We start from the raw sequence: 21,476 nt of genomic DNA on the forward strand, positions 1-21,476 counted from the left end.
ATTTCGTAATATTTATGACATTAAGGCTTTATTTCAATCCGATATTCAGATATTTAAACGTTCCGTCGTCCATCTTAATTCCTATCTGCCATGTGCCTACAGATAATAATTTAGTTGCCAGATTGAAAATGTACTGGTTGCTAACCGAATCATATCTAAACTGATTCCCATCATTGGCTTCGCCTACAGAAACCGCTTCTTCGGTTCCGGCAACCACATTGCTCACCTTGATTACATAAAGATAAGCCTTTGCATCACGTATATAGTTATTGTTAATGTCCTTGAGCTCAAATTTAACAGGAACAGCGCTACCAAGCTTGAAAACACTCGATCCATCCTGCCTCATCGGATTTAGGACACCGCCAAAACGATATTGAACATAATAAGTAATAGTCTTCATCAGAATGTTACCCGCCTTGTCTTTGGATGTAACAGTAAATGTTTTAAGCCCGACCGAAGAAGTGTCAATAATCGCCCCTCTCGGGTAAGTCCCAATAACAGAATCAAGACCCGAAAGGCTATCAAGCGAATACCAATCCGCGACAACATTTTGATTTACAATATAGACAGCCTGATCTTGTGGAGAATTGATCGATATTTGTGGCATCGCTTTGTCTATATTGATACCTGAAACAGTATAGCTGGAACTGTTCCCTGCCATATCCACAACAACGCCGGTAATCGACTGACCATCGCCTTGAGTGCTAATTAAAGTATCTGGCGTCATTGTCGATATTCCCGAAAGCAGATCCGAACCCTCAAAGTGCAAAGTCACATTGTCATTATACCAACCATTCTCATTTGGCAATGTTGTTGCCACACCCGTGATCAAAGGTAAAGTTTTATCGATATTTAAGTCGTCCACAACAATTTTACTGAAATTACCCGCTACATCAAGACAAGTTCCCTCCTCTGATTGTAAAGAGCCTTCAGTGTTTATTATTTTATCTTCCGAAACCAACTCAACACCCGAATTTGCATCATTGCAATCAAAATGTACCGTAACATCCACATTATTCCAACCATCTGAATTTGGCTCAGGCGTACGAGTAGCATTTAATGTAGGTTTTGTTTTATCTACATTTATTCCTGAAACAGTATAGCCAGAACTGTTCCCCGCTTTGTCCGTAGCAATTCCCGACACAAACTGATCGGCGCCTTCCGTTGAAATTACGGTATCGACGGTTGCTGTATCTATGCCCGATCCAAGGTCATAAGAATCAAAATGGATAGTGATAGCGGTACTATACCAGCCTTTATCGTTCGGTAATATTGTTGCAACACCCGTGATCACGGGAGCAGTTTTATCAATTTTAATTTCTATAGTTTGAAATTCTTCAATATTTCCAGCATTATCACTGGAGCGATAATATAAAGTTTTTATGCCTTCGTCAGCTAAACTGAATGGCATAGAATATACATTCCATATTACATTATCAAAACTATATTCGATTGCCTTGACCCCCGAACCGCCCCCATTGTCAACCGCCGACAAACTTACCCGCACATCTGAAGTATACCAGTCATTGTTTCCGGGGGTACCGGACATCGAAACTGTCGTTGTCGGTTTTTCAACATCAACTAACTTTGTTTCTCCCGATCCTATTGAAAGACCATGCGATTCAATAACGGTTCTGCCAGTTATCAGCTGAGTGCCATCGGGAAGATCAACGACCCCGGGATTTTCACCATATTCAATTGACGAAGCGGAATATTCGATCGTCACATCTGCCGGATCCACATCGGGATTTTCTTCGAGATATTTTTGAACATCAAAGCTGCTTACTTGATATGTTACCTGAATATCTTTCGGTACAAAGATCCATTCTTCTCCGCCGTTCAGATCGCCTGAAGCATAAGAACCTAAAATCTCATTTTCATAAATCCCGGTTTCATAATTCATACCGATATGTTTTCCATCAGAAGAATATGCATGGAGATCCAGATCGGGATATGTAGGATTGCCATCGGATTCTTGAAGCCAATACCATGGTATTATATCTTGCTGTATTCTATTCTTAATATCTTGAATGGCTGCACCCTTAAGATCAGCTGCCTCCATAACAGGCACCTCGATGGCAATTGTTGGCGTATAAATTGGATCAGTGGAAACGGACGAAAGTCTAAATTTTACCAAATGCAAAATATCAATGTACTCAGTAGAATTTGGTACGGTAAAAGATAATGTCGGATCATCCATCGGTAAAATATTTAAACTAGCGCCTTCATTTCGTAGGATAAAATTCATTTTCCAGTTTTCCCAATCGTTCAATGAACCATTAAAAAAATCAATATTTTCTACTTTATAAATAGCAACCCCATCCTCAAGAGTTACATTATTCAATGAAAGTACTTTATTGTTTTCTGGCAGATCCCTTGCCTCAACAATATATGAAAGCTTATTATTTATCTGAAATATGTAAGCCCTGCCCCCAAACATACTTTTCTCCAACGGCTCCAGTTGAATAGTTCCATAGTCAATTTGATGGGCTTCAAGCCAGCCAAGTAACATTTTAGTAAACGATGAAAAATGAACAATGGGCTTAACTTCATTACCACTACCCATAAGGCCCCACCAATAAATATTTCCTTTGCTGCTCTTGTCCCCATAAAAATCAGGAAGAAGTGCAGTTCGTGATTGTGAATCTTTGTAGGTTTGACTATATCTTGAAAGATATCCCAAAGAATGTCCAATTTCATGAGCGATTGTTCCTGCGATATCATTTCCATCAATGACAATATATGGCGCGAACGGATCGTTAAAAATCGCAGCTTCACTAGTAAATGCCCTTGTTATACTATTATTTAAAATAAGAATGGTGCTTCTATCTTTCGGTCTGCCCGATTCAAGTATTTTATCAGATGCTTCAATGATTAAGGTACCATCATCGTCGGGTATCTTCCCATAATGGCTTACTGCATTAGGCAAATCAATAGAATCTTCTGATGTATAATCTATAAATAAGGTTTTGTATGACGTTTCAAGATAATAATCCTGAACACCCTTCATGAGCTCGTCAATTTCCACTGGTGATATTTCCGGCAAGCTTCCATCGGGAAAATTTGCGGGGATTATTCTAAATTTAATTATTTCCCGTACTGCTAAAATTCGTATGCTTTCTGTTTCACTCAAATCTCCGGCATCGTTTTTCACCACAAGCCTAACATTATATTCTCCCATCTGACTGAAATTATGCGAAACATTTTTTCCCTGCACTTTTATACCATCACCAAAATCCCACTCATAGGTCATGCCATTCCCAAAACCTATATATGGATCTGTGCTGAAATTCACCTGTTTTCCAGTTTCAGTAATATACTTTTCCTCATCGGCCTCAGTGTTTGCAACAAATATCTCAGGCGTAAAATATATTCTATATTTGCTTCCGTCCCATCCAATATGACCTCCTTCAAATTCCGCATAACCACGGCCATCCCTTTCTTCTTGATCTATAATTGGAAATCCCAGAAAACTATTTGTTCCTCCCATGGAAGCATGGAGATCATCAATAGCGTCATAAACAATCAAAGCCTGATTCGGCTTAGGATGTAAAACGTTTACCAGATCAATATAATATATTGTTCCTTTATCAAACTTACTGTATTTTCCCACAGTTCCCGCCGGAGACACAGCAGCATCCCTCTCGTCTTCCGTAACAGCGCCGAGTAAAGACTTATCCGACAAATCATTATATTTTATCCAAATTAAACCATGAATATAAAAAGCGGCTTTAATGCTTTCTTCCGGATTATACATGATTACTCCGCCCATCGCTCCCGACACCCCGGGAAATTCCTGAGTATAATAGCCTGAGTTATGCACCCCTACGGTAGATATAGGCTTTCCCAGAAATGCTTCTCCGCCATTTCTCACATAAGCTGTAATAAAAGCATTTTTGATCTCATCACTGACAGCACCCGCACCGACAGTCAAGGCCGGCGATTGAGACGTTGTGCCATATAGAGTCGTTAGCGGATAATGATCAATGCCGCTCGGAATTGAGTAGGGTGCGTCACATATCCCATTATTATCAACATCGCTACAGCCTTCGCTTTCTTCATCAAAGATACTGTAATAATTTCCCTTAGTTCCGTTATCCCACATATTGCCACTACCAGTTTCATAAACATTGTTAGTGTTATCTACAAAATTATTATAATAGAATTGATTCCCGCTGGAATAATATAACTCAATTCCGGTCTGATTTGAATTAAAAGTATTCCCGATTATTTCTTTGCCTGCAACCATATAAAATCCCATTCCATTACTTGAACTGTATTCGCTCGTGCTGTTCTTGAATGAAAATGTAACAGGCCTGTAGCCATAGACATTGCCTGGATAAGAAGTGTTTGCTCCACCATATCTGACGACTACATTATCAAAATTTCCAACGCCGGGATAATGATATGGGCTTTGTTCCCCGGTAACCCTGATATATCCCCAGTCTCCAGGTGCCGGAGAGGTGGCATTGCCATCATTGTTCGTGTCGCCGCCATAGGTATCGTCTTTGATCGAAGTAAAGATGATCTTTTTTTCCGGAGTACCGATAGCATTCAGGGCGCCCCAAACCTCAAGCGCGCTTTCCGGAGAAGAAAATTTGATCACTGCGCCCGGCTCTAACATTAAGTTCGAACCGGAGGCATAGTGAATGCTTATTCCGCCATCCAAAATTATATATGGAAACGCTGTTGTTGCTCCCCATGTCCTAGGGGAATAGACCGTCCCGGACACGCCCAGTCCGTTCTTTCCATTGCCACTTCCACTATTGCCGCTATATGAGGATATCGCTACACCTGAAAGATAAGAGGCATAATCGGTATTATTGTTGAATGTATTATTTGTTACGCTGGGAAGCCCGCCGCTCGCAGAAAAACCATTGATATTGTTATTGAAAGCATTGCCGCTAATCTCAGGATTTCCTGCATAAACATAAACTCCATTACTTGAACTGTATTCGCTCGTGCTGTTCTTGAATGAAAATGTAACAGGCCTGTAGCCATAGACATTGCCTGGATAAGAAGTGTTTGCTCCACCATATCTGACGACTACATTATCAAAATTTCCAACGCCGGGATAATGATATGGGCTTTGTTCCCCGGTAACCCTGATATATCCCCAGTCTCCAGGTGCCGGAGAGGTGGCATTGCCATCATTGTTCGTGTCGCCGCCATAGGTATCGTCTTTGATCGAAGTAAAGATGATCTTTTTTTCCGGAGTACCGATAGCATTCAGGGCGCCCCAAACCTCAAGCGCGCTTTCCGGAGAAGAAAATTTGATCACTGCGCCCGGCTCAATATTAAGAACAGCGCTCCCTCTAACATTTAAAGTCCCATTAACTACATAAGGACTCCCCGCTAAGCTCCAAGTAGTATTGCTTGCAATATCTCCACCAACATTAGTTGCAGCTTTTGAATTACCCGCAAATCCGAATAAAAAAAATACTGTTAGAATTATGACAATTTTTCTATTCATTATTGTTTGCATATCAGTTTTGTTGTTATTATTAGTTATATTCTTGTTTTTATATTACATACTTACAGATTTAAGTCAATATTTACACATATACTCCACATTGAAAGATCTGTCCACTCAGATAATATAGCAATGTTCTGTGTGAATGAAAAGCAGAACCGAAATGGTTCTGTCTTCTATATTAAGATAATAATTTGCGAGTTCCACTTAAACAATTCTTTCTGAATATTTGTTTATCAATAAATATTCAGTATGATTCCGATTAATCGCACGCAATATCATCTGCAGCCGTGCACAAAAATCCCTCTTTGATCGCCCTATATTCATCGCTGCATATATTTACCCCCATATTTAAAGTTGCAGAAACACAAAAACCGTCTGCAGTGCTTCCGCATTGGAATGTTCCGCCATTTCTCACGACCTGATCTGCAAGTTTTCCGGGACCGACCAACTCCGGATCAGCACAAAACCCGTCCCAATCGCCGTTTGCATCTGCAAATAACGCTGCGTCTTTTATGGCCTCGGAAATCGACTCTTTTATTACTGCGTCTTTTGCAGATCTTCTTGCTTCGCTTAAACTGCCCAGAACGATCGCAGCCAGAATTCCAATAATAGCGACAACTACCAATAGTTCGATAAGCGTAAATCCTCTTTGTTGCCGTATGGACTTCATTGAATAAAGATATTAGCTGCGTCTTATCACCATTAAATACGTATTAATTATAGCATACCGGCAAAAAAGAAACAGATAGATAAAACTTCCATCTGCTTCTTTTAAATATGAATATTTTTCTAAATTATGGGCGATCCAATATCAAATCAACCGATATAACGCAATATAATAGCCCCGACATAAGACCCTCCATGGAAAATTGACGCCAACTGGATGCCGGCTATCAAAGAAATTACTAGCAAATAGATATATTCATTTTGAATATTCAAGCGCTTCTTTATTATACCAATGGCATTATATACGCCCACTGCAACGACAATGCTCAACATCGCAAATGCCGGGGACATCTGTCTGATATCGTGATTTTTGCTGACCAGCGTCACCATCAGTATAAAGGCCAAAATAAAGATTGTTATTGTAATAGTGTGTTTACAAGGTGTAAAATCAAGGATCTTTCGATATTTTTTGTATGGGACGGAAACCGATAGCACTATCGCTGAAAAAACGAAAGAAAGAACAAGAGATCTCACTATCGACGAAGCTGATATCATGCCAAAAACTTCAGAAAAGGCGTCCGTTCTGTTCACATATGCGGCAATGCCGTAATTCGTTTCATATACCGTGCTTGGCCTGAAGATCAAGCTATACACCTCGCCTGGAAAAACAACTATTGTCGGCAAAAAAACGACACAGACGATAAAAAAGATCAAAGCCCAGATCGATAGATCCTTCAATATAATCTTCACCTTGGCAATATTCAATGGCCAAACATAGAACACATAAGCTGAGAAAAAGAAAGGAATAATGAATAACGCCGAGATCTTTGAGAGAACGGCCAATGCTCCGAATATCGCGGATAGTGCCAAATATTTCTTCCTCGGTTTCTGATCCATATAAACCAGAAAAGTAAGCAGGCTCAGGACAGAGAATATAACCAGCATTTTGTCGGCAGGCGTCGTCCAATATGCGAGATACATGTTTGTCGTGAGCAGAAGCAGCGACAAGCCCGAAATTATCCTGTTGAACCCGATCTTTCTGAGGAGAAAATAAAACAAGATATAAAAAATGGTCAGCAAAAGAAATAATGGGGCATTGAACAAAAAACTCGTATCTTGATAAAAGGCATAAGTATTGGCGTTGTTGAGATTTACAAAATTATTATAATTGATATTTTGCTCTCTGAATGCTTTGAATATATTGATTAAAAGACTGAAAGCAACACCGTCCTTGGGGATAAACGCCACCAAAAAACCGGTAAACCAATAGACCGTAATTCCCGGCTGCGCCGATTGGATCAGTCCCGAGAAATCCAATTCCAGGATCTTATCCCAAAACACTTTCGATCTTATGTACCAGAGCATTTCATCGACATTGGGGAAAGTAACGTGATGATTCAATTTATATACTGCCAAATTGATAAAACCCAATAAGATTAACGAGAACACTAAACTCAATTCGACTAACTTTTCATAGGCAGGAAAAAATCTGATCTTCACATTATTGACTTATTTTGATTAATTTATTTGAATTAGGACTTACGCGTTTGCTTCTTTTTGTCATTCTGAATGAAGCGAAGCGTAATGAAGAATCCCGTGGAATAGCAATGTTTTTTTATGTACGGGATCCTTGCTCCACCGCTAAAGCTAAGGCGGCACGCGGTCGGCTGCGCCCTGCTGGGCTTCGCTCAGGATGACATCAAACACATAAGTCCTAAGTGTAATAAACGGGCTATTTCGCAACTCACAGACATTGATCTTCATGTTCATTGCGAGCTTACGCATAATTAAATTTTACATCATTTTCCGCCTATTTACAATCACATATTAAAACAGATAGCGATCTATCTGTTTTAAATTCCAATAAACTTTTGTGCACTATTTGCAATCTGCGCCTGAGAAAGATGCGCCTGTTTCAGTTACAACAGCATCACAAGCTCCACCAAATGCATGAGCAGAGACGGTAAACGTACCATTTCCTGTTTTATCGCAGCTTTGAACTTGAACAATGCTCCAATCCGTGTTATCCGTATCCATAGTTGAAGCAGGAACGATAATCGTAGAATAATCGCACCTTGCTACAAAACCTGCAATTGCTCCCGATGTTTCAGCCTTGAAAGCAGCGACCTTAGCACTTTTTCTCGCAGTGCTCAAGCTTGAGAGAACGATAGCCGCCAATATACCGATGATGGCGATGACAACCAAGAGTTCGATCAAAGTAAAACCTTTCTTATTTAGAGTTGACATTTATTTCACCTCCCTTCGATTAAAAAGTTATAGTTTTTTATTTAAAAACTGATTATTTATATCCACATTTGTTATTATACACTATTCTCAAAAACAGCACAACAAAACCCTAAATCACGTTAACATTTTAGCACATTAACATGTGAACATTTTGACGTATTGAAGCTTCGTTAACCTCGTTTGCTCCGTCGAAAACTGTCATACTGCGGAGAACAGCAATCGATAGCATGTCGCATCATTGGCGAGACACGGGATTCTATCGCTCCGCTACGCGGAATTTATCCCGATGAATATCGGGGTTCCGGAATAGCAAACTGCAGAAACACAAGAACAATGGAACAATGCGGCAATAGAGCAATTGTCTGTTTATCTTTGCAGCAGCATTCTGAGGTCGTCCACATTTGTTGAATAGACCTCTGCGCTTTCCATCGATATCGCACCCGTTTTCACAAGCTCGGACAGCGATCCGTTCAACGACACCATCCCGTCATCTGCGCTCGTATTGATGACCAGATCAAGCTGATGGACCTTGCTTTCCCTGATCAGATTCCTTACTGCCGAATTGGCGACCATTATCTCGATCGCAGGAACCCTTCCTCCTCCGATTTTCGGAATGAGCCTTTGCGACAGTATTCCAAGCAGATTAGCAGCAAGCTGAGATCTTATCTGATTCTGCTGATTCGCCGGAAAACTGTCGATGATCCTGTCTATCGTCTGCGCGGCGCTGTTGGTGTGGAGCGTTGCAAAAACAAGATGGCCCGTTTCAGCCGCAGTTACGGCTGTGCTGATCGTCTCCCAGTCTCTCATTTCTCCGACAAGAATGACGTCCGCATCTTCACGGAAAATTCCTCTGAGAGCGTTCGCAAAGGACTTTGTATCGGTGTGCACTTCCCTCTGGTTGATGATACACCTGTCCTGCGTATAAACATATTCTATCGGATCTTCAACAGTTATAATGTGATCGTATCTCTCATGATTTATCTTGTCGATGAGAGCCGCCAGCGTCGTTGATTTCCCATGGCCGGACGGACCCACAACAAGCACGAAGCCCTGCGAAGGCTGGATGAAATCATAAACATTGTTCGGTATGCTGAGCTCCTCCAGTGTCTTTATTTTTGAAGGAATAAGACGGAATGCCCCGCTCAGATATCCCCTTTGATAAAAAACGTTCACCCTGAATCTTGTTTTTCCTTCAAGATCGTATGAAAAATCGATCTCCTTGTTCGCTTCAAGCTCTTTTTGCTGTTTTTCCGTAAGAACCGAATAAATGAGCTCTTCGGTCACTTTCGGCGAAAGCATCTCTTTGTTTGTGAGCGGAACAAGCCTGCCATCTATCCTGATGATCGGATAGCAGCCTACCGACAAATGAAGATCGGAAGCGCCTTCCTGCGCAGTAACATACATTAGTCCTTCGATCTCCTGTTTTGATCTTATGTTCGTCATGGATAATGGTCGTTAGATATTAGATATTGAATATTGGATATTATTCTTTCGGATAGGATGCTTTTATGAATACATTAAGCTGCTTGTGAAAAGACTCCAGATCAGTTAATAAATCGTTAAATTGTGTTTCCGAAATTATCTTTCTTTTTTTCAACAGCAACAGCCAATGTTTTGCTTCGAATAACGAACCTCTCGCGTTATAGTAAAATTTTATTCTGTCTAAATAATGAAACCTGCCATATCCTTCAGCCACATTTGCCCCCATTGAATCAATTGATCTTATGAACTGGTCTCCGATTACTTTCTTCAATTGCCAATTCAGTTTCTCGTATATTTGCCAGCATTTCTCACTGATCTTTACGGATGTTTTATAGGGCTCCAATTCGCCCAAAGATATGTAATTACTACTCATGGGTAAATTTTTGATTTGTAATTTATTATATCCAGTATCTAATATCCAATATCTCTCATGCTATTTTATTTCTTCTCCTTCTCCAATATCTCCTTCACTTTTTTAACGACTTCCGACGGCGTAAAATGAGCTTTGATTATATATCCGCTGGCCCCCAGTTCAAACCCTCTTTCCACATTGTCCTTTTGGCCGAGATTGGTCAACATCACTACCGGAATATTTTTTATCTCGCTGTTGTTTTTTATGGTCTTCAGAACGCTAAAACCGTCCACTTTCGGCATCACCACATCAAGCAGAATCACATCCGGCTTGTATTTTTCAAGCTGCTTCAGTCCTATCACTCCGTCTTCGGCAATAACGACCTCGAAATTATCAGATTCCAGCTTGATCTTGTACATGTCGGAAATATACGAATCATCTTCGATTATCAATACCTTTATTTTCTTGTTTTCATCCATAGATTTTTGAATTAAGAATTAAGAATTAAGAATCAGGAATAAATTTCCTTCATGATTCATAATTCATGATTCATAATTCATGATTCATAATTCATAATTCATGTTCTAATCCTCCGTTGCCCTGAACACTTCTTCAATAGTCGTTACCCCCCTGAGCGCCTTTATAACACCGTCCTGCTTCATAGTTATCATCCCCTGCCTCCTTGCCTCCTTGGAGATCTCGGTATCGGTGATCTTGGCAGATATCGTCGATTCCAGTTCCGGCGTCATAGAAAGCACTTCGTATATGCCGACCCTTCCCACTGTTCCGGAATTTTTGCATTCCTTGCACCCTTTTCCTTTAAAAAGTTTAAGCGGCGCCTTGAGGTCTATGTCCTTTATCTGCTCCGCAGGAACCTCTTTCAGCTCTCTTCTCATTATTTCCTCTATTCCCGCCTTCGGTTTCACCTCTTCCTTGCAATATTTGCATATTCTTCTCACAAGCCTTTGTCCTATGGCAACATTCAAAGAAGATGCGATCAGAAACGGCTCGATGCCCATATCAATAAGCCTGGGGACGACACCGATGGAATTATTCGTATGCAGAGTGGAAAGAACAAGATGTCCCGTGAGAGCGGCATGTGTCGCAAGTTCGGCCGTTTCTTTGTCCCTGATCTCTCCGACCATTATTATATCAGGATCCTGCCTGAGAATGGACCTGAGTCCCGACGCAAACGAATAACCGATCTCCGCATGGATCTGGCTTTGATTCACGCCCTCGAGATAATATTCAACGGGATCTTCGAGAGTTATTATATTCACTCCTTCTTCATTCAGCATCTTCAATATTGCATACAATGTGGTTGACTTGCCGCTACCGGTAGGCCCTGTAATGAGTATGATGCCGAACGGCTTGTTTATATTGTCATTGATGACTTTCAGATCCCTTCCCCATATGCCAAGATTTTCAAGACTGCTTATATCGCTCGATGTATCCAAGATACGCATTACGACTTTTTCTCCATTAACCGTGGGAAGAGTGGAAATACGGAGATCAACACTCTTTGCCGAACTGCCGCCCTCCGACAGATTGAATCTGAACCTTCCGTCTTGCGGTTTTCTCGTTTCGTCTATTTTGAGATCGGACAAGATCTTTATCCTGGAAACAACAGCAGCGCTTATCTTTTTCGGAAGTATCAGGCTATCATGCAGAATTCCATCAAGCCTGTATCTCACTCTGAGTTCCGATTGCGTAGGTTCGATGTGTATATCGCTCGCTCTTCCCTCAACCGCATGCGAAATGATTATGTCGACGATCTTGCTCACCGGCGCCTCTTCAACTATTCTGCTTACTTCTTTCTCCTGTTCTACTTCCGTTTCCTTCTCCTTGGCCCCTATCTTCTTGTCAACGCCTTCAAGCGCCGCCGCAAGCTCATCGCTCAGGGTTTTATATTGCTTCGCAGCCGTGTTGAAACCGCCGGCAGAAACAAGAAATGTCTTTGCTATGACTTCCCTGCGGGCCGAAATGAATTTGATCGCGTCAATGGTCTCGATATTCAACGGATCAACAACTGCAAATTTCACATCATTTCCCTTCTTTTCGAAGGGTATGATCTTATAGAACAATGCGGCCTTCTCAGGAACCTCCTGGAGCACTGTTTTCTCGATAGGGTAATCCTTAAGATTTATATATGGAATATTCAAAAATTCGGCCTTTAACTTAATAGCCGCTTCTTCTTCGATCTTTTTGCCTTCTATCAAAACATTAAAAAAATCCAAATTTGCGCCCTTCGCCCGCTTATATGCCTCAGCGAGATCTTTCTTGTCCATAAGCTTCTTCGTGTCCAGGAAATCATATGCTTTTCCTATGTCAATTTCGTTTGTCATGCTTGATTAGCTTCTTAGCTTTTTAGTTTTTTAGCTTCTTAGCCTTTCAGGAAACGTTAGCCGCTGACAGTATCTCGGATACTAATAAGCTGCGACCTAATAAGCTAACAAGCTATTTTTCAAATCCTCTCAGGGCAAGTCCCACTGCAATGGAAAATTGTGGCGCGATTTCAGCAAGCTTTGGCTTTAACTTTTCATCGAACGATATATTCTTCCACGGATCCCCTATTTCAACACCGACCTTAAGGTCATTTTTTAAAAACTCTACGATCCCGGGAAGGCTCGCAGACCCTCCGGTCAATATTATTTTGTCTATTTCTTTCTTGTAATCCCTCGTATATGTCTCATTGATTTTTTTGATATCAGACGAGATCACGCTGACGATCGGCATCATGATCTCCGATACCTTCTTATCCGCTCCGGAGAATTTCAAACCTATATCTCTCTTCAAGGCTTCCGCTCTTTTCGGATCTATATTAAAACCATGGCTCAATATATTAGTGATCTCCAGGCCGCCTATGTTCGACACGCTGTGGCTTGCAAGAACCACTCCATCCTCAACGATAGTAATGCTTGTCGTCTTGCTTCCTATATCGCATATCGTAAATACTCCCTTTTCCCCGTCAGCCAAAGACCTTGCAAGGGGAAATGATTCCGTTTCAAGCGATATCAGCTCAAGGTTCAACGATTGGGTGATGTTCGAATATTTTATTGTGATATCTTTCGGAATAGCTACAAGAAGCACCTTTACTCCTCTTTTGGCATTCTTATCGCCGGCAACACCGCCCCCGGAAGACACAAGGCTCCATCCGAAATTAACCTCTTCAAGGGGTATGGGAATATATTTTCTGGCTTCAAAATTTACGGCCTTATCTATTTCATCCTCTCCAATGCTTGGAAGGCTGATAACCGATGAAAAAGCTGAAGAGATCGGGATCGACATGGACACTTTTTTGGCATCGATTGCCATCGCAGCGATCACTTCCCTGAGATCCTTCACTATCCTATCGTGAGATAAATATGTATTATCGACAAGTTTCTTGTTTCCAACGCTTCCGCCAAGCGAAAGATAATCCTCGCTTTCAAGGTGTCCATAATTAACGAGGCTCTGCCTGGAACCATTTTTTGCAAGCTCAACAAGTCTTATTCCCGTTGTCCCGATATCTATTCCCAGATAATTCGGGGATCTCTTTTTTAGAAAATCAAACATCGATAAAAATTAAATATTATTTCTACTCTTCCTTGACCTGGATCTTCATTGAAGAATTTTTTTCTATTTTCGGAAGCCTGACGGTCAATATGCCGTTTTTCATCTTGGCTTCAACCTCGTCCGACCTGATGTCGCAAGGAAGTATTATGGAACGGGAGAAGTTTCCCCAAAAGCATTCCTGATAATAGTAATCATCCGGCTTCACTTCGTCGGGATTCTGCCTTGCGCCCTTGATCGTAACCATATCGGCCGTAACCGCGATATCAAGATCTTCCGGCCTGACTCCGCCGATTATCGATTTTATGACTATATGATCCTTTGTCTGAAATACATCAATTGTCAGTTGCCCCTCTTCTTCGCTGGAAGGGGCATCCTTATCCTTGAACCAGTTCTTTTTCGAAGCATCAACGGGCACATCTTTTTTGACCTCCTTCTGCTCTTCAGCCTTTATCTGATTTTCAAGCTCCTTATTCAAAACGTCCTCACCAAGACCCTCTTCCGCAACAACGGGATCCGATCCTGATTCATCTTTATTCAAAATTTCCTTATCTTCAGTTTCACCTTCCGTTCCCATTATCTTGTCCAAAAAAGACTTCTTTTGTTTGGTCATGCTTTTATTTTTATTTTATTAATTCAGTAATAACAATTCTAACAATATTATAACACTTTCTGGAATTACAACAAGGATTTGAGCTTTTCATCCATCTTCCGGAGCTTTTCCTCGCTCTCCCTCAGCTTTTCCCTCTCTTTTTCTACGATATTCGCCGGAGCATTATCAACAAACTTCTTGTTATCCAGTTTATTTTTTATCTGAGCGATATAATTATTTATATTTTCAATTTCCTTCTTTGTCTTTTCAGCTTCCTTCGCCACATCGATAGAATCTCCTATTTTTACATATACCGGAACACTGTAGTCAAAATGAATCCATCCTTCCGGCTTCACAGCACCGCTTTCCAGTTTCACACCCCTAAGACCGCCCAGGCCAATTATGATGTCTTCATTGGCTTCAATAATTTTAATATCTTCACTCGTCAAATCTTTTCTGGTCTCGGTATTTATTATAGCGTCTATCTTTTCTCTTAAAGCAATTCCATGTTCATTTTTAACCGATCTTATGCCCTTCACAATTCCCTGTATCATGTCAAAATTAATATTCGTCTTCGTAGGTTCCGCACGCACTTTACTTTCCGGCCACTTCTCGATCATCAACAGGCCTTTCTTTCCCATCTCCTGCCATATTTTTTCCGTAACAAAAGGCGTAAATGGATGACAAAGCTTCAGAAGATTCTCAAGCACATAGATTAATATCGCATCGTTTTTGCCCTGTATCTTGGAAACCTCCAGATACCAATCGGCAAATTTATCCCACATAAAGGATCTGATGCCGTTGTCACTGTCGATTGCGTAAGAAAATGAATAATGGCCAAGTGAATCATTGACTATATCTTTCAGATACTCCAAATGTTCCAATATCCACCTATCAGCCAATGTCTTGGCGTTTGATTCTATGTTTTGCGTACTAACATCTACATCTTCCACAGACATTAAGACATATCTTGAAATGTTCCAGAGTTTATTTACAAAGTTTCTATAACCTTCGATTTTCTCTTCATAAAGTCTGAGATCCCCTCCTGGGCTTGAACCAACGATCATGCTCAGTCTCAGCGCATCCGTACCGTATTTTTCGATCATCTCGATCGGATCGATGCCGTTCCCGAGGGACTTGCTCATCTTTCTTCCCTCCTTATCCCGGACCATTCCATGAAGATATACATTCTCAAAAGGCACTTCTCCCAGCGTGTATGTCGTCATGAGGATCATCCTGGCGACCCAGAAGAACAGAATGTCATATCCCGTTTCCATAACACTTGTCGGATGATAATTCTTCAGATCCGGACTTCCATTGACCCAATCTTCAAAAGTTTTATATTTGACATGATCCTGATCAAGCAAAGTCGAGAATGTCCAAATACCGGATGAGAACCATGTATCAAGTGTATCCGAATCCTGCGTCCAGCCTTCCCCCTTCGGCGCTTCCACCCCGACATAGATTTCCTTTTCATTTGAATTTATAGTTTCTTCCGCTTTTGACTTTTGACTTTTAACTTTTGACTTATTTCTATACCACACCGGAATCCTGTGCCCGAACCAAAGCTGGCGCGAAATACACCAGTCACGGAGATTTTCCATCCAGTGATAATACGTTTTTTCAAATCTTTCCGGGATTATTTTTATCTCGCCGTTTTTCACAACTTCGATCGCGACATCTTTCAATGACTTGTTTTTGAAATACTTGTTGCCTTTTATGGTTATTTTCTTATCCACATCCACAAACCATTGTTCTGACGGCAAGGGTTCGATCGGGGTATCGCAGCGGTAGCAAATGCTCAAACTCTGCTCGGCTTCTTCGGCTTTTTCGATCAGATTGTTCGCTTCAAGATATTTTACGAACTTCTCTCTCGCCTCCAAAACCGTTAAACCTTCATATTCCTTTCCGGCCTCTTTTTTCATCTTTCCGTCCTCTCCGATGATCTTTATGATCTCAAGATCATTTTTTTCCGCCATCTGCCAGTCAGTCATGCTATGTGCGGGCGTCACGCCCAATGCCCCTGTTCCAAAATCCATATCAACCTCATGGTCTGCGATGATCTTTATTTTGTGAACTCCATTTCCAAGATCGATCTTGTACGTCTTCCCGATATAGGATTTGTACCTCTCGTCTTTTGGATTGACCGCTACTGCCGTATCTCCTAATTTCGTCTCGGGGCGCGTCGTTGCGATCGTGATCGGAAACTCCTTCGAATATTTGAAATAATACAATTTTGCTTTCTGATCTTTATGCTCGACTTCATCATCGGCCAACGTAGATTCGCATCTCGGGCACCAATTCACGATCCGGTCCCCGCGGTATATAAGCCCGTCATTATGCATCCTCAGAAACACTTCTTTAACGGCGCGAGACAGCCCGTCATCAAGAGTATATCTCTCTCGCGACCAATCGCATGAAGACCCCATTTTCTTGGTTTGGTTTTTGATGGTATGCCTTGAATCTTCCACAAATTTGTCGACGCGCTCCAGAAATTTCTCCCTTCCGAGATCATACTTCGTTTTCCCTTCTTTTGCGATCAGCTTTTCAACTCTGGTCTGTGTCGCAATTGAAGCGTGATCGGCCCCGGGAAGCCACAGCGTGTTGTCCTGAAGCATCCTGTGATATCTTATCATCAGATCCTGATATGCGAGCATTGAGGCATGTCCCAAATGCAGAACGCCTGTCGCATTCGGCGGCGGCATGGAAATCACAAAGCTCTTTGCATTTTTCGGCAAATTTAAATTATCCGGATTGAAACAACCGGACTCTTCCCACTTCTGATAAATTTTATCTTCCACCTCCCTGGAATTATACGCTTTCGGTATTTCTGGCATAAAGTTAATTAATTCAAATAATAAAGCCTGGAGTCAATTCAAATCCAAACTTCAAATCGTCTGAATTTGAGCTTTGACATCATTAAGCTAATCCTTGAGACAGCGAACGGAAGAACCTATTGTTTTAACAAACGAGATACGACCGATCTTGGAACCGGAATTCAAAGATCTGAGCCATGAATGAGAGCTGCTTTCTTCTTTGGATGACCATAGATCAACGAGCGAATCTCGGAAGACAAATGAACCATCAACTCCGCGAGAACCGCTGAGAGCAACTTCAAAACCGCTATCACCGCCGGACTTAAACCTTGTCCCGGCCGAATCACAATCAAACTCACCGGCCCTGTTAGCATTGCAACTTTGAACCGGATCTTTCAGATTATTTTCCAAAATATACCACTCGGTGTCTTTTGGGACGTGCCAGCCATCGGGACAGATTCCTTGAGCGCCTTCCAAAATGGACCTGTTCATAGCCGTGTTCCACTCATATAACCCGCCATCGGTTTCGCAAATCTTCGGATCGTCATTATAACAATAGCGAGTGATTGCTTCGCCCGCCGGATTTTTTGTAACTTTAAGATTTTCCCTTAACCAGCACTGATCACCGATCTTTACCGTATTATAAATATTATTATCTATATCCCTGACGGTGGTCGCACCACAAACAAAAGACCCTGCTTCTGTAATAGAATTTGAAACAGTAATTCCGAATTCCTGCTGATACAACTTCGCATCTGCCGCCTCTATCTTCTCCTTAATCGCCGCCCATTCTTCAGCGAAATATTTCTTATCCGTCAATGGATCGTATCCGTTTTTTATTTCGACCAGGTCGCTATAGCTGTCTTGATCCGTATCAAACTTATTTTCATCCGTTCCGATGATCTTCTCGAGATAATCCGGTAGCCCATCCTGATCCGTGTCCAGCGCTTTATCGATCTTATTCTCTTCAACTTTTTCCTCTTCCACGACCGGCGCACTCTCATCCGGCAGCTTGAATTCTGTACCAGTATTCGTAAAATACACAAGATAGGAAGCGGCAATTCCCGCCACGATCAAGACAATTCCAATAAACACAGCTATTTTGCTTTTGTTCCCTCTTTCGGGTTCATTGATGATCTGGTCGGTTTCAGCCTCGCCGATCTTATTTGTTTCTAATGTGTCAGACATAATATTGATTAATCTTCAAAAGTATCGCGAATAGTCTCCTCGATCAGATCTTCCGGCACTCCCATTTCACCGACTATAGGCCTCAGCATCGACTTCCATTCTTCCTCGTTCGCAAAAACGTATCCGTTTTTCGCAAGATAGTCCTTCAGACCGTCATCGATACTGTTTCCACTCAGGAATTCCTTCACCAGTTGAGTCAATTTCTCATCGGTCATATTTTTATAATTTAGAGATTATTTCCGCTGGAATCAAATATAAACCCCGCTCCTGATTCCCACATCATTCTTGCTTCTCGCAACAAAAATCATCCGGCCCAGCGCCTCCATCTATGATTAAACTCCTGAATGAATTGTATCATATCGAAAGAAATAAAAAAAGTTGCACCCTCAAGCTGTATTCCACGCAAAACATCTATCCGCAGCATCCGCAATCCTTGTCTCCTGAATGACCTCCCTCTGTTTTCTTGTTTTGCTTTTTCGCTTCATACGCCTTTAGGCAATTTACACTGCAAAATTTTTCGCCATGTTTTGAAATAAACTTTTCATCGGCAACCATGCCGCATACCGGGTCTTTTTGTTGCTTTTTCTTGAACATATTGAACATACTTTTGACTTTTAATTATTATTGCACAATTGAATTATATGCTATTTTTCCCATCAATGCCAATTCTCTATGTTGACATTATAATTATTATGTGTTATGATGTAGAAATTAACAAGGAGGCTGAGACTACGACAATATTAGAAAAGGTGATCTATATATGCGGAGCAATACAATTACTGATGGTTATATCATTTATATTCATATATATTGATATAAACTCAGTCAGCTCGCATAAATGGGCACTGAATATATGCATTCAAAGCGGCATGTGCCACCCCTGACGAACAAATGTCAGGGTTATTTATTATCTCCATATATTAAAGTAAAACCTCGCAATTCATTCAAAATGCACTTTTTCTTTGAATTGCTTCAGTCTTTCTTCAAGTTTCGGATGAGTTGAAACATCCGCATCCCGTTCAATAAGCGCTATCGCTTCATCCCTGGCGATCTTTATTAGCTCCGTATCGGAGAGTGACGCCATAGCAAGATCCGGAAGCCCCGACTGCCGGACTCCCACCAATTCTCCCGGACCCCTCATCTCCAGGTCTTTCTCGGCAAGCTCGAATCCGTTGTTGCACTTCACCAGAGCCTTGAGCCTCTTGTGAGCAACCCCTGAAGTCGAATCAGTGAAGAGAAAACAGAATGACTGATGCTCCCCGCGCCCCACTCTGCCCCTGAACTGATGGAGCTGCGCTAGCCCGAATCTGTCCGATCCTTCGATCAGCATAACCGTTGCGTTCGGCACATCGATCCCGACTTCGACGACCGAAGTCGAGACCAGGATATCGGTCTTTCCCGACGTAAAATCCTTCATGGCCGATTCTTTTTCCTTCGGCTTCATTTTTCCGTGAAGCAATCCTATCGCAAGATCGGGATATATTTTTTTTCTGAGCTTTTCATATTCCTCCGTTGCAGATCTCACTTCAAGAACATCCGATTCTTCGATCAGCGGACATATGACAAAGACTTGTCTGCCTTTTTTCACCTGATCGCGAATGAACTGATATGCCAGATCCCTGTTTCCCGGCGCGACGAGCTTTGTTATTATCTCGCGCCTTCCCTTCGGCATTTCGTTCAGGATCGACAAATCCAGGTCGCCATAGACCGTCAGCGCCAGAGTCCTCGGAATGGGAGTCGCCGTCATCGAAAGAAGATGAGGAACGGTTTTCAGGCCATCATGAATGCCCAGGATCTCTTTTTGAAGAAGCGCTCGCTGGTCGATTCCGAACCGATGCTGTTCATCGACGATCGACAGCGCGAGATCCTTGAAGCTCACTTTTTCCTGGATCAGCGCATGCGTGCCTATCAGTAATTTTATTTTCCCGCTTTGAATTTCTTTTATCAGCGCACCGCTCGGAAGCTCTTTTTCTTTTCCGTCAAAAAGTTTGCTTTCACTCCCCGTCAGAAGCGCGAGACGAATGCCGTTTTTTCCGAATCTCCTGACCGCCTCAAGATAATGCTGGCGCGCGAGGATCTCAGTCGGCGCCATGAAAGCCACCTGATAGCCGGACCTTATGACAAAAAGCGCCGCGATAAGCGCCACAAGGGTTTTTCCCGATCCCACATCCCCCTCCAAAAGCCTGTTCATCGGCTTGTTCTTTCCAAGATCTTTGATGATACTCCAAGAAGAAGATCTTTGCGCATCCGTCAGTTTGAAAGGAAGGCTCAAGACGAAATTCTTAACCTCCTCCTCTCTTTCATTCGAAAATTCCATCCCTACGCCGCTATTCTGCTGCCACCTTTTTTTTTGCAAAGCGAGATATAGATGGATCATGAAAAGCTCGTCGAATGCCAGTCTCCTCTTGGCCGCTTTTGCCGTTTCCGGATCCGCCGGAAAATGGATCTCTCTGATTGCTTCTTTCAGGCTGAAGAGCTTCTGCCTGTCTATGATCTCTTTCGGAAGGAATTCCTGAATTTTCTCAACAAGCGGCATGATCGGCCTGATGTGCGCGCGGATCCATTTCGATGAAAGGCCTTCCGTCTCGTGATAGACCGGAACAAGACGCGCAGTGTGAAGAGACGGTCTGCCTCCCAGAAGCTCATAGGCGGGATTCGAAAGCTGGAGTTCCTCTTTCGCAAAAGTTATCTTTCCGCTCAGGCTTACATTCACTCCCTTTTTGAGACTGTCCGCAATGTATGGCTGATTGAACCAGACCACCTTGATCGCCCCCGAGTCGTCCTCCACGATCGCTTGGGTGAGAAACATCCTTCTCCTGCGGGTCCGGATGTTCTCTATGTCTATTATTTTTCCCGCGACACTGACCGTTTCCCCGATGCCGACATCGGAAATTTTCCTGACATCGGAAAAGTCATCATATCTGAAAGGATAGTAGAATAATAAGTCTTCAACTTTTTCGATCCCGACCTTGCGGAGCCTTCCGAGATAGATCGGACCGACCATGGGAAGTTTGCTGATCGGCGTTTTGAGGGTAAGCATATTAATAATAGAAGATAGTATTCAACATATGAATTCTACCAAACTTTCCCCCTGCTAACAACATT

Annotated in this window: 16 protein-coding genes; all 16 read right to left on the reverse strand. The window is 42.1% G+C overall.

Features of this window, described 5'->3' with window-relative positions; translation table 11 throughout:
- Positions 1-28: 28 nt before the first annotated feature.
- The 16 genes from WC788_02550 to recG all read right to left on the reverse strand — a co-directional run bounded on the left by WC788_02550 (position 29) and on the right by recG (position 21,411).
- On the reverse strand, positions 29-5,473 hold the full coding sequence (locus WC788_02550; protein ID MFA6096485.1) for a PxKF domain-containing protein: 5,445 nt from the start codon (positions 5,471-5,473) through the stop codon (positions 29-31).
- A 262-nt stretch (positions 5,474-5,735) separates the two neighbouring features.
- Positions 5,736-6,146: a type II secretion system protein gene (locus tag WC788_02555; protein ID MFA6096486.1), complete on the reverse strand. Its 411-nt coding sequence runs from the start codon at positions 6,144-6,146 to the stop codon at positions 5,736-5,738.
- A gap of 146 nt (positions 6,147-6,292) precedes the next feature.
- Positions 6,293-7,642, reverse strand: a complete 1,350-nt coding sequence (locus tag WC788_02560) for a phospholipid carrier-dependent glycosyltransferase (GenBank protein ID MFA6096487.1) — start codon at positions 7,640-7,642, stop codon at positions 6,293-6,295.
- A 147-nt stretch (positions 7,643-7,789) separates the two neighbouring features.
- Entirely contained in the window at positions 7,790-7,912 is a 123-nt protein-coding gene (locus WC788_02565) for a hypothetical protein (GenBank protein MFA6096488.1), read from the reverse strand.
- Between the two features lie 108 nt (positions 7,913-8,020).
- Positions 8,021-8,389, reverse strand: coding sequence for a prepilin-type N-terminal cleavage/methylation domain-containing protein (locus WC788_02570; GenBank protein ID MFA6096489.1), 369 nt, complete (start codon positions 8,387-8,389; stop codon positions 8,021-8,023).
- 366 nt (positions 8,390-8,755) lie between these two features.
- Positions 8,756-9,832 carry a type IV pilus twitching motility protein PilT gene (locus WC788_02575; GenBank protein ID MFA6096490.1) on the reverse strand — a complete coding sequence of 359 codons (1,077 nt, stop codon included), beginning with the start codon at positions 9,830-9,832 and terminating at the stop codon, positions 8,756-8,758.
- 40 nt (positions 9,833-9,872) lie between these two features.
- The gene (locus WC788_02580; protein MFA6096491.1) at positions 9,873-10,244 is read right to left on the reverse strand and encodes a four helix bundle protein; all 372 of its coding nucleotides are present in this window, start codon (positions 10,242-10,244) and stop codon (positions 9,873-9,875) included.
- A 65-nt stretch (positions 10,245-10,309) separates the two neighbouring features.
- Entirely contained in the window at positions 10,310-10,702 is a 393-nt protein-coding gene (locus WC788_02585; protein ID MFA6096492.1) for a response regulator, read from the reverse strand.
- Between the two features lie 105 nt (positions 10,703-10,807).
- A complete protein-coding gene (locus WC788_02590) occupies positions 10,808-12,568 on the reverse strand; it encodes a GspE/PulE family protein (GenBank protein MFA6096493.1) in 1,761 nt (586 codons plus the stop codon).
- Positions 12,569-12,680: 112 nt separating this feature from the next.
- Positions 12,681-13,778, reverse strand: coding sequence for a type IV pilus assembly protein PilM (gene pilM / locus WC788_02595; GenBank protein ID MFA6096494.1), 1,098 nt, complete (start codon positions 13,776-13,778; stop codon positions 12,681-12,683).
- Positions 13,779-13,800: 22 nt separating this feature from the next.
- Positions 13,801-14,388, reverse strand: coding sequence for an Hsp20/alpha crystallin family protein (locus WC788_02600; protein ID MFA6096495.1), 588 nt, complete (start codon positions 14,386-14,388; stop codon positions 13,801-13,803).
- Positions 14,389-14,453: 65 nt separating this feature from the next.
- Positions 14,454-17,204 (reverse strand): valine--tRNA ligase, encoded by a 2,751-nt coding sequence (locus WC788_02605; GenBank protein MFA6096496.1) that lies wholly within the window; start codon positions 17,202-17,204, stop codon positions 14,454-14,456.
- Positions 17,205-17,291: 87 nt separating this feature from the next.
- Positions 17,292-18,371, reverse strand: a complete 1,080-nt coding sequence (locus tag WC788_02610; GenBank protein MFA6096497.1) for an FISUMP domain-containing protein — start codon at positions 18,369-18,371, stop codon at positions 17,292-17,294.
- A gap of 8 nt (positions 18,372-18,379) precedes the next feature.
- The gene (locus WC788_02615) at positions 18,380-18,586 is read right to left on the reverse strand and encodes a hypothetical protein (GenBank protein MFA6096498.1); all 207 of its coding nucleotides are present in this window, start codon (positions 18,584-18,586) and stop codon (positions 18,380-18,382) included.
- Between the two features lie 196 nt (positions 18,587-18,782).
- The gene (locus WC788_02620; protein ID MFA6096499.1) at positions 18,783-18,974 is read right to left on the reverse strand and encodes a hypothetical protein; all 192 of its coding nucleotides are present in this window, start codon (positions 18,972-18,974) and stop codon (positions 18,783-18,785) included.
- Between the two features lie 337 nt (positions 18,975-19,311).
- Positions 19,312-21,411: an ATP-dependent DNA helicase RecG gene (gene recG, locus WC788_02625; GenBank protein MFA6096500.1), complete on the reverse strand. Its 2,100-nt coding sequence runs from the start codon at positions 21,409-21,411 to the stop codon at positions 19,312-19,314.
- Positions 21,412-21,476: the final 65 nt, after the last annotated feature.

The sequence above is a fragment of the Candidatus Paceibacterota bacterium genome, from assembly GCA_041661265.1.
Taxonomy (GTDB): Bacteria; Patescibacteriota; Minisyncoccia; order JAHIHE01; family JAGLIN01; genus JBAZUT01.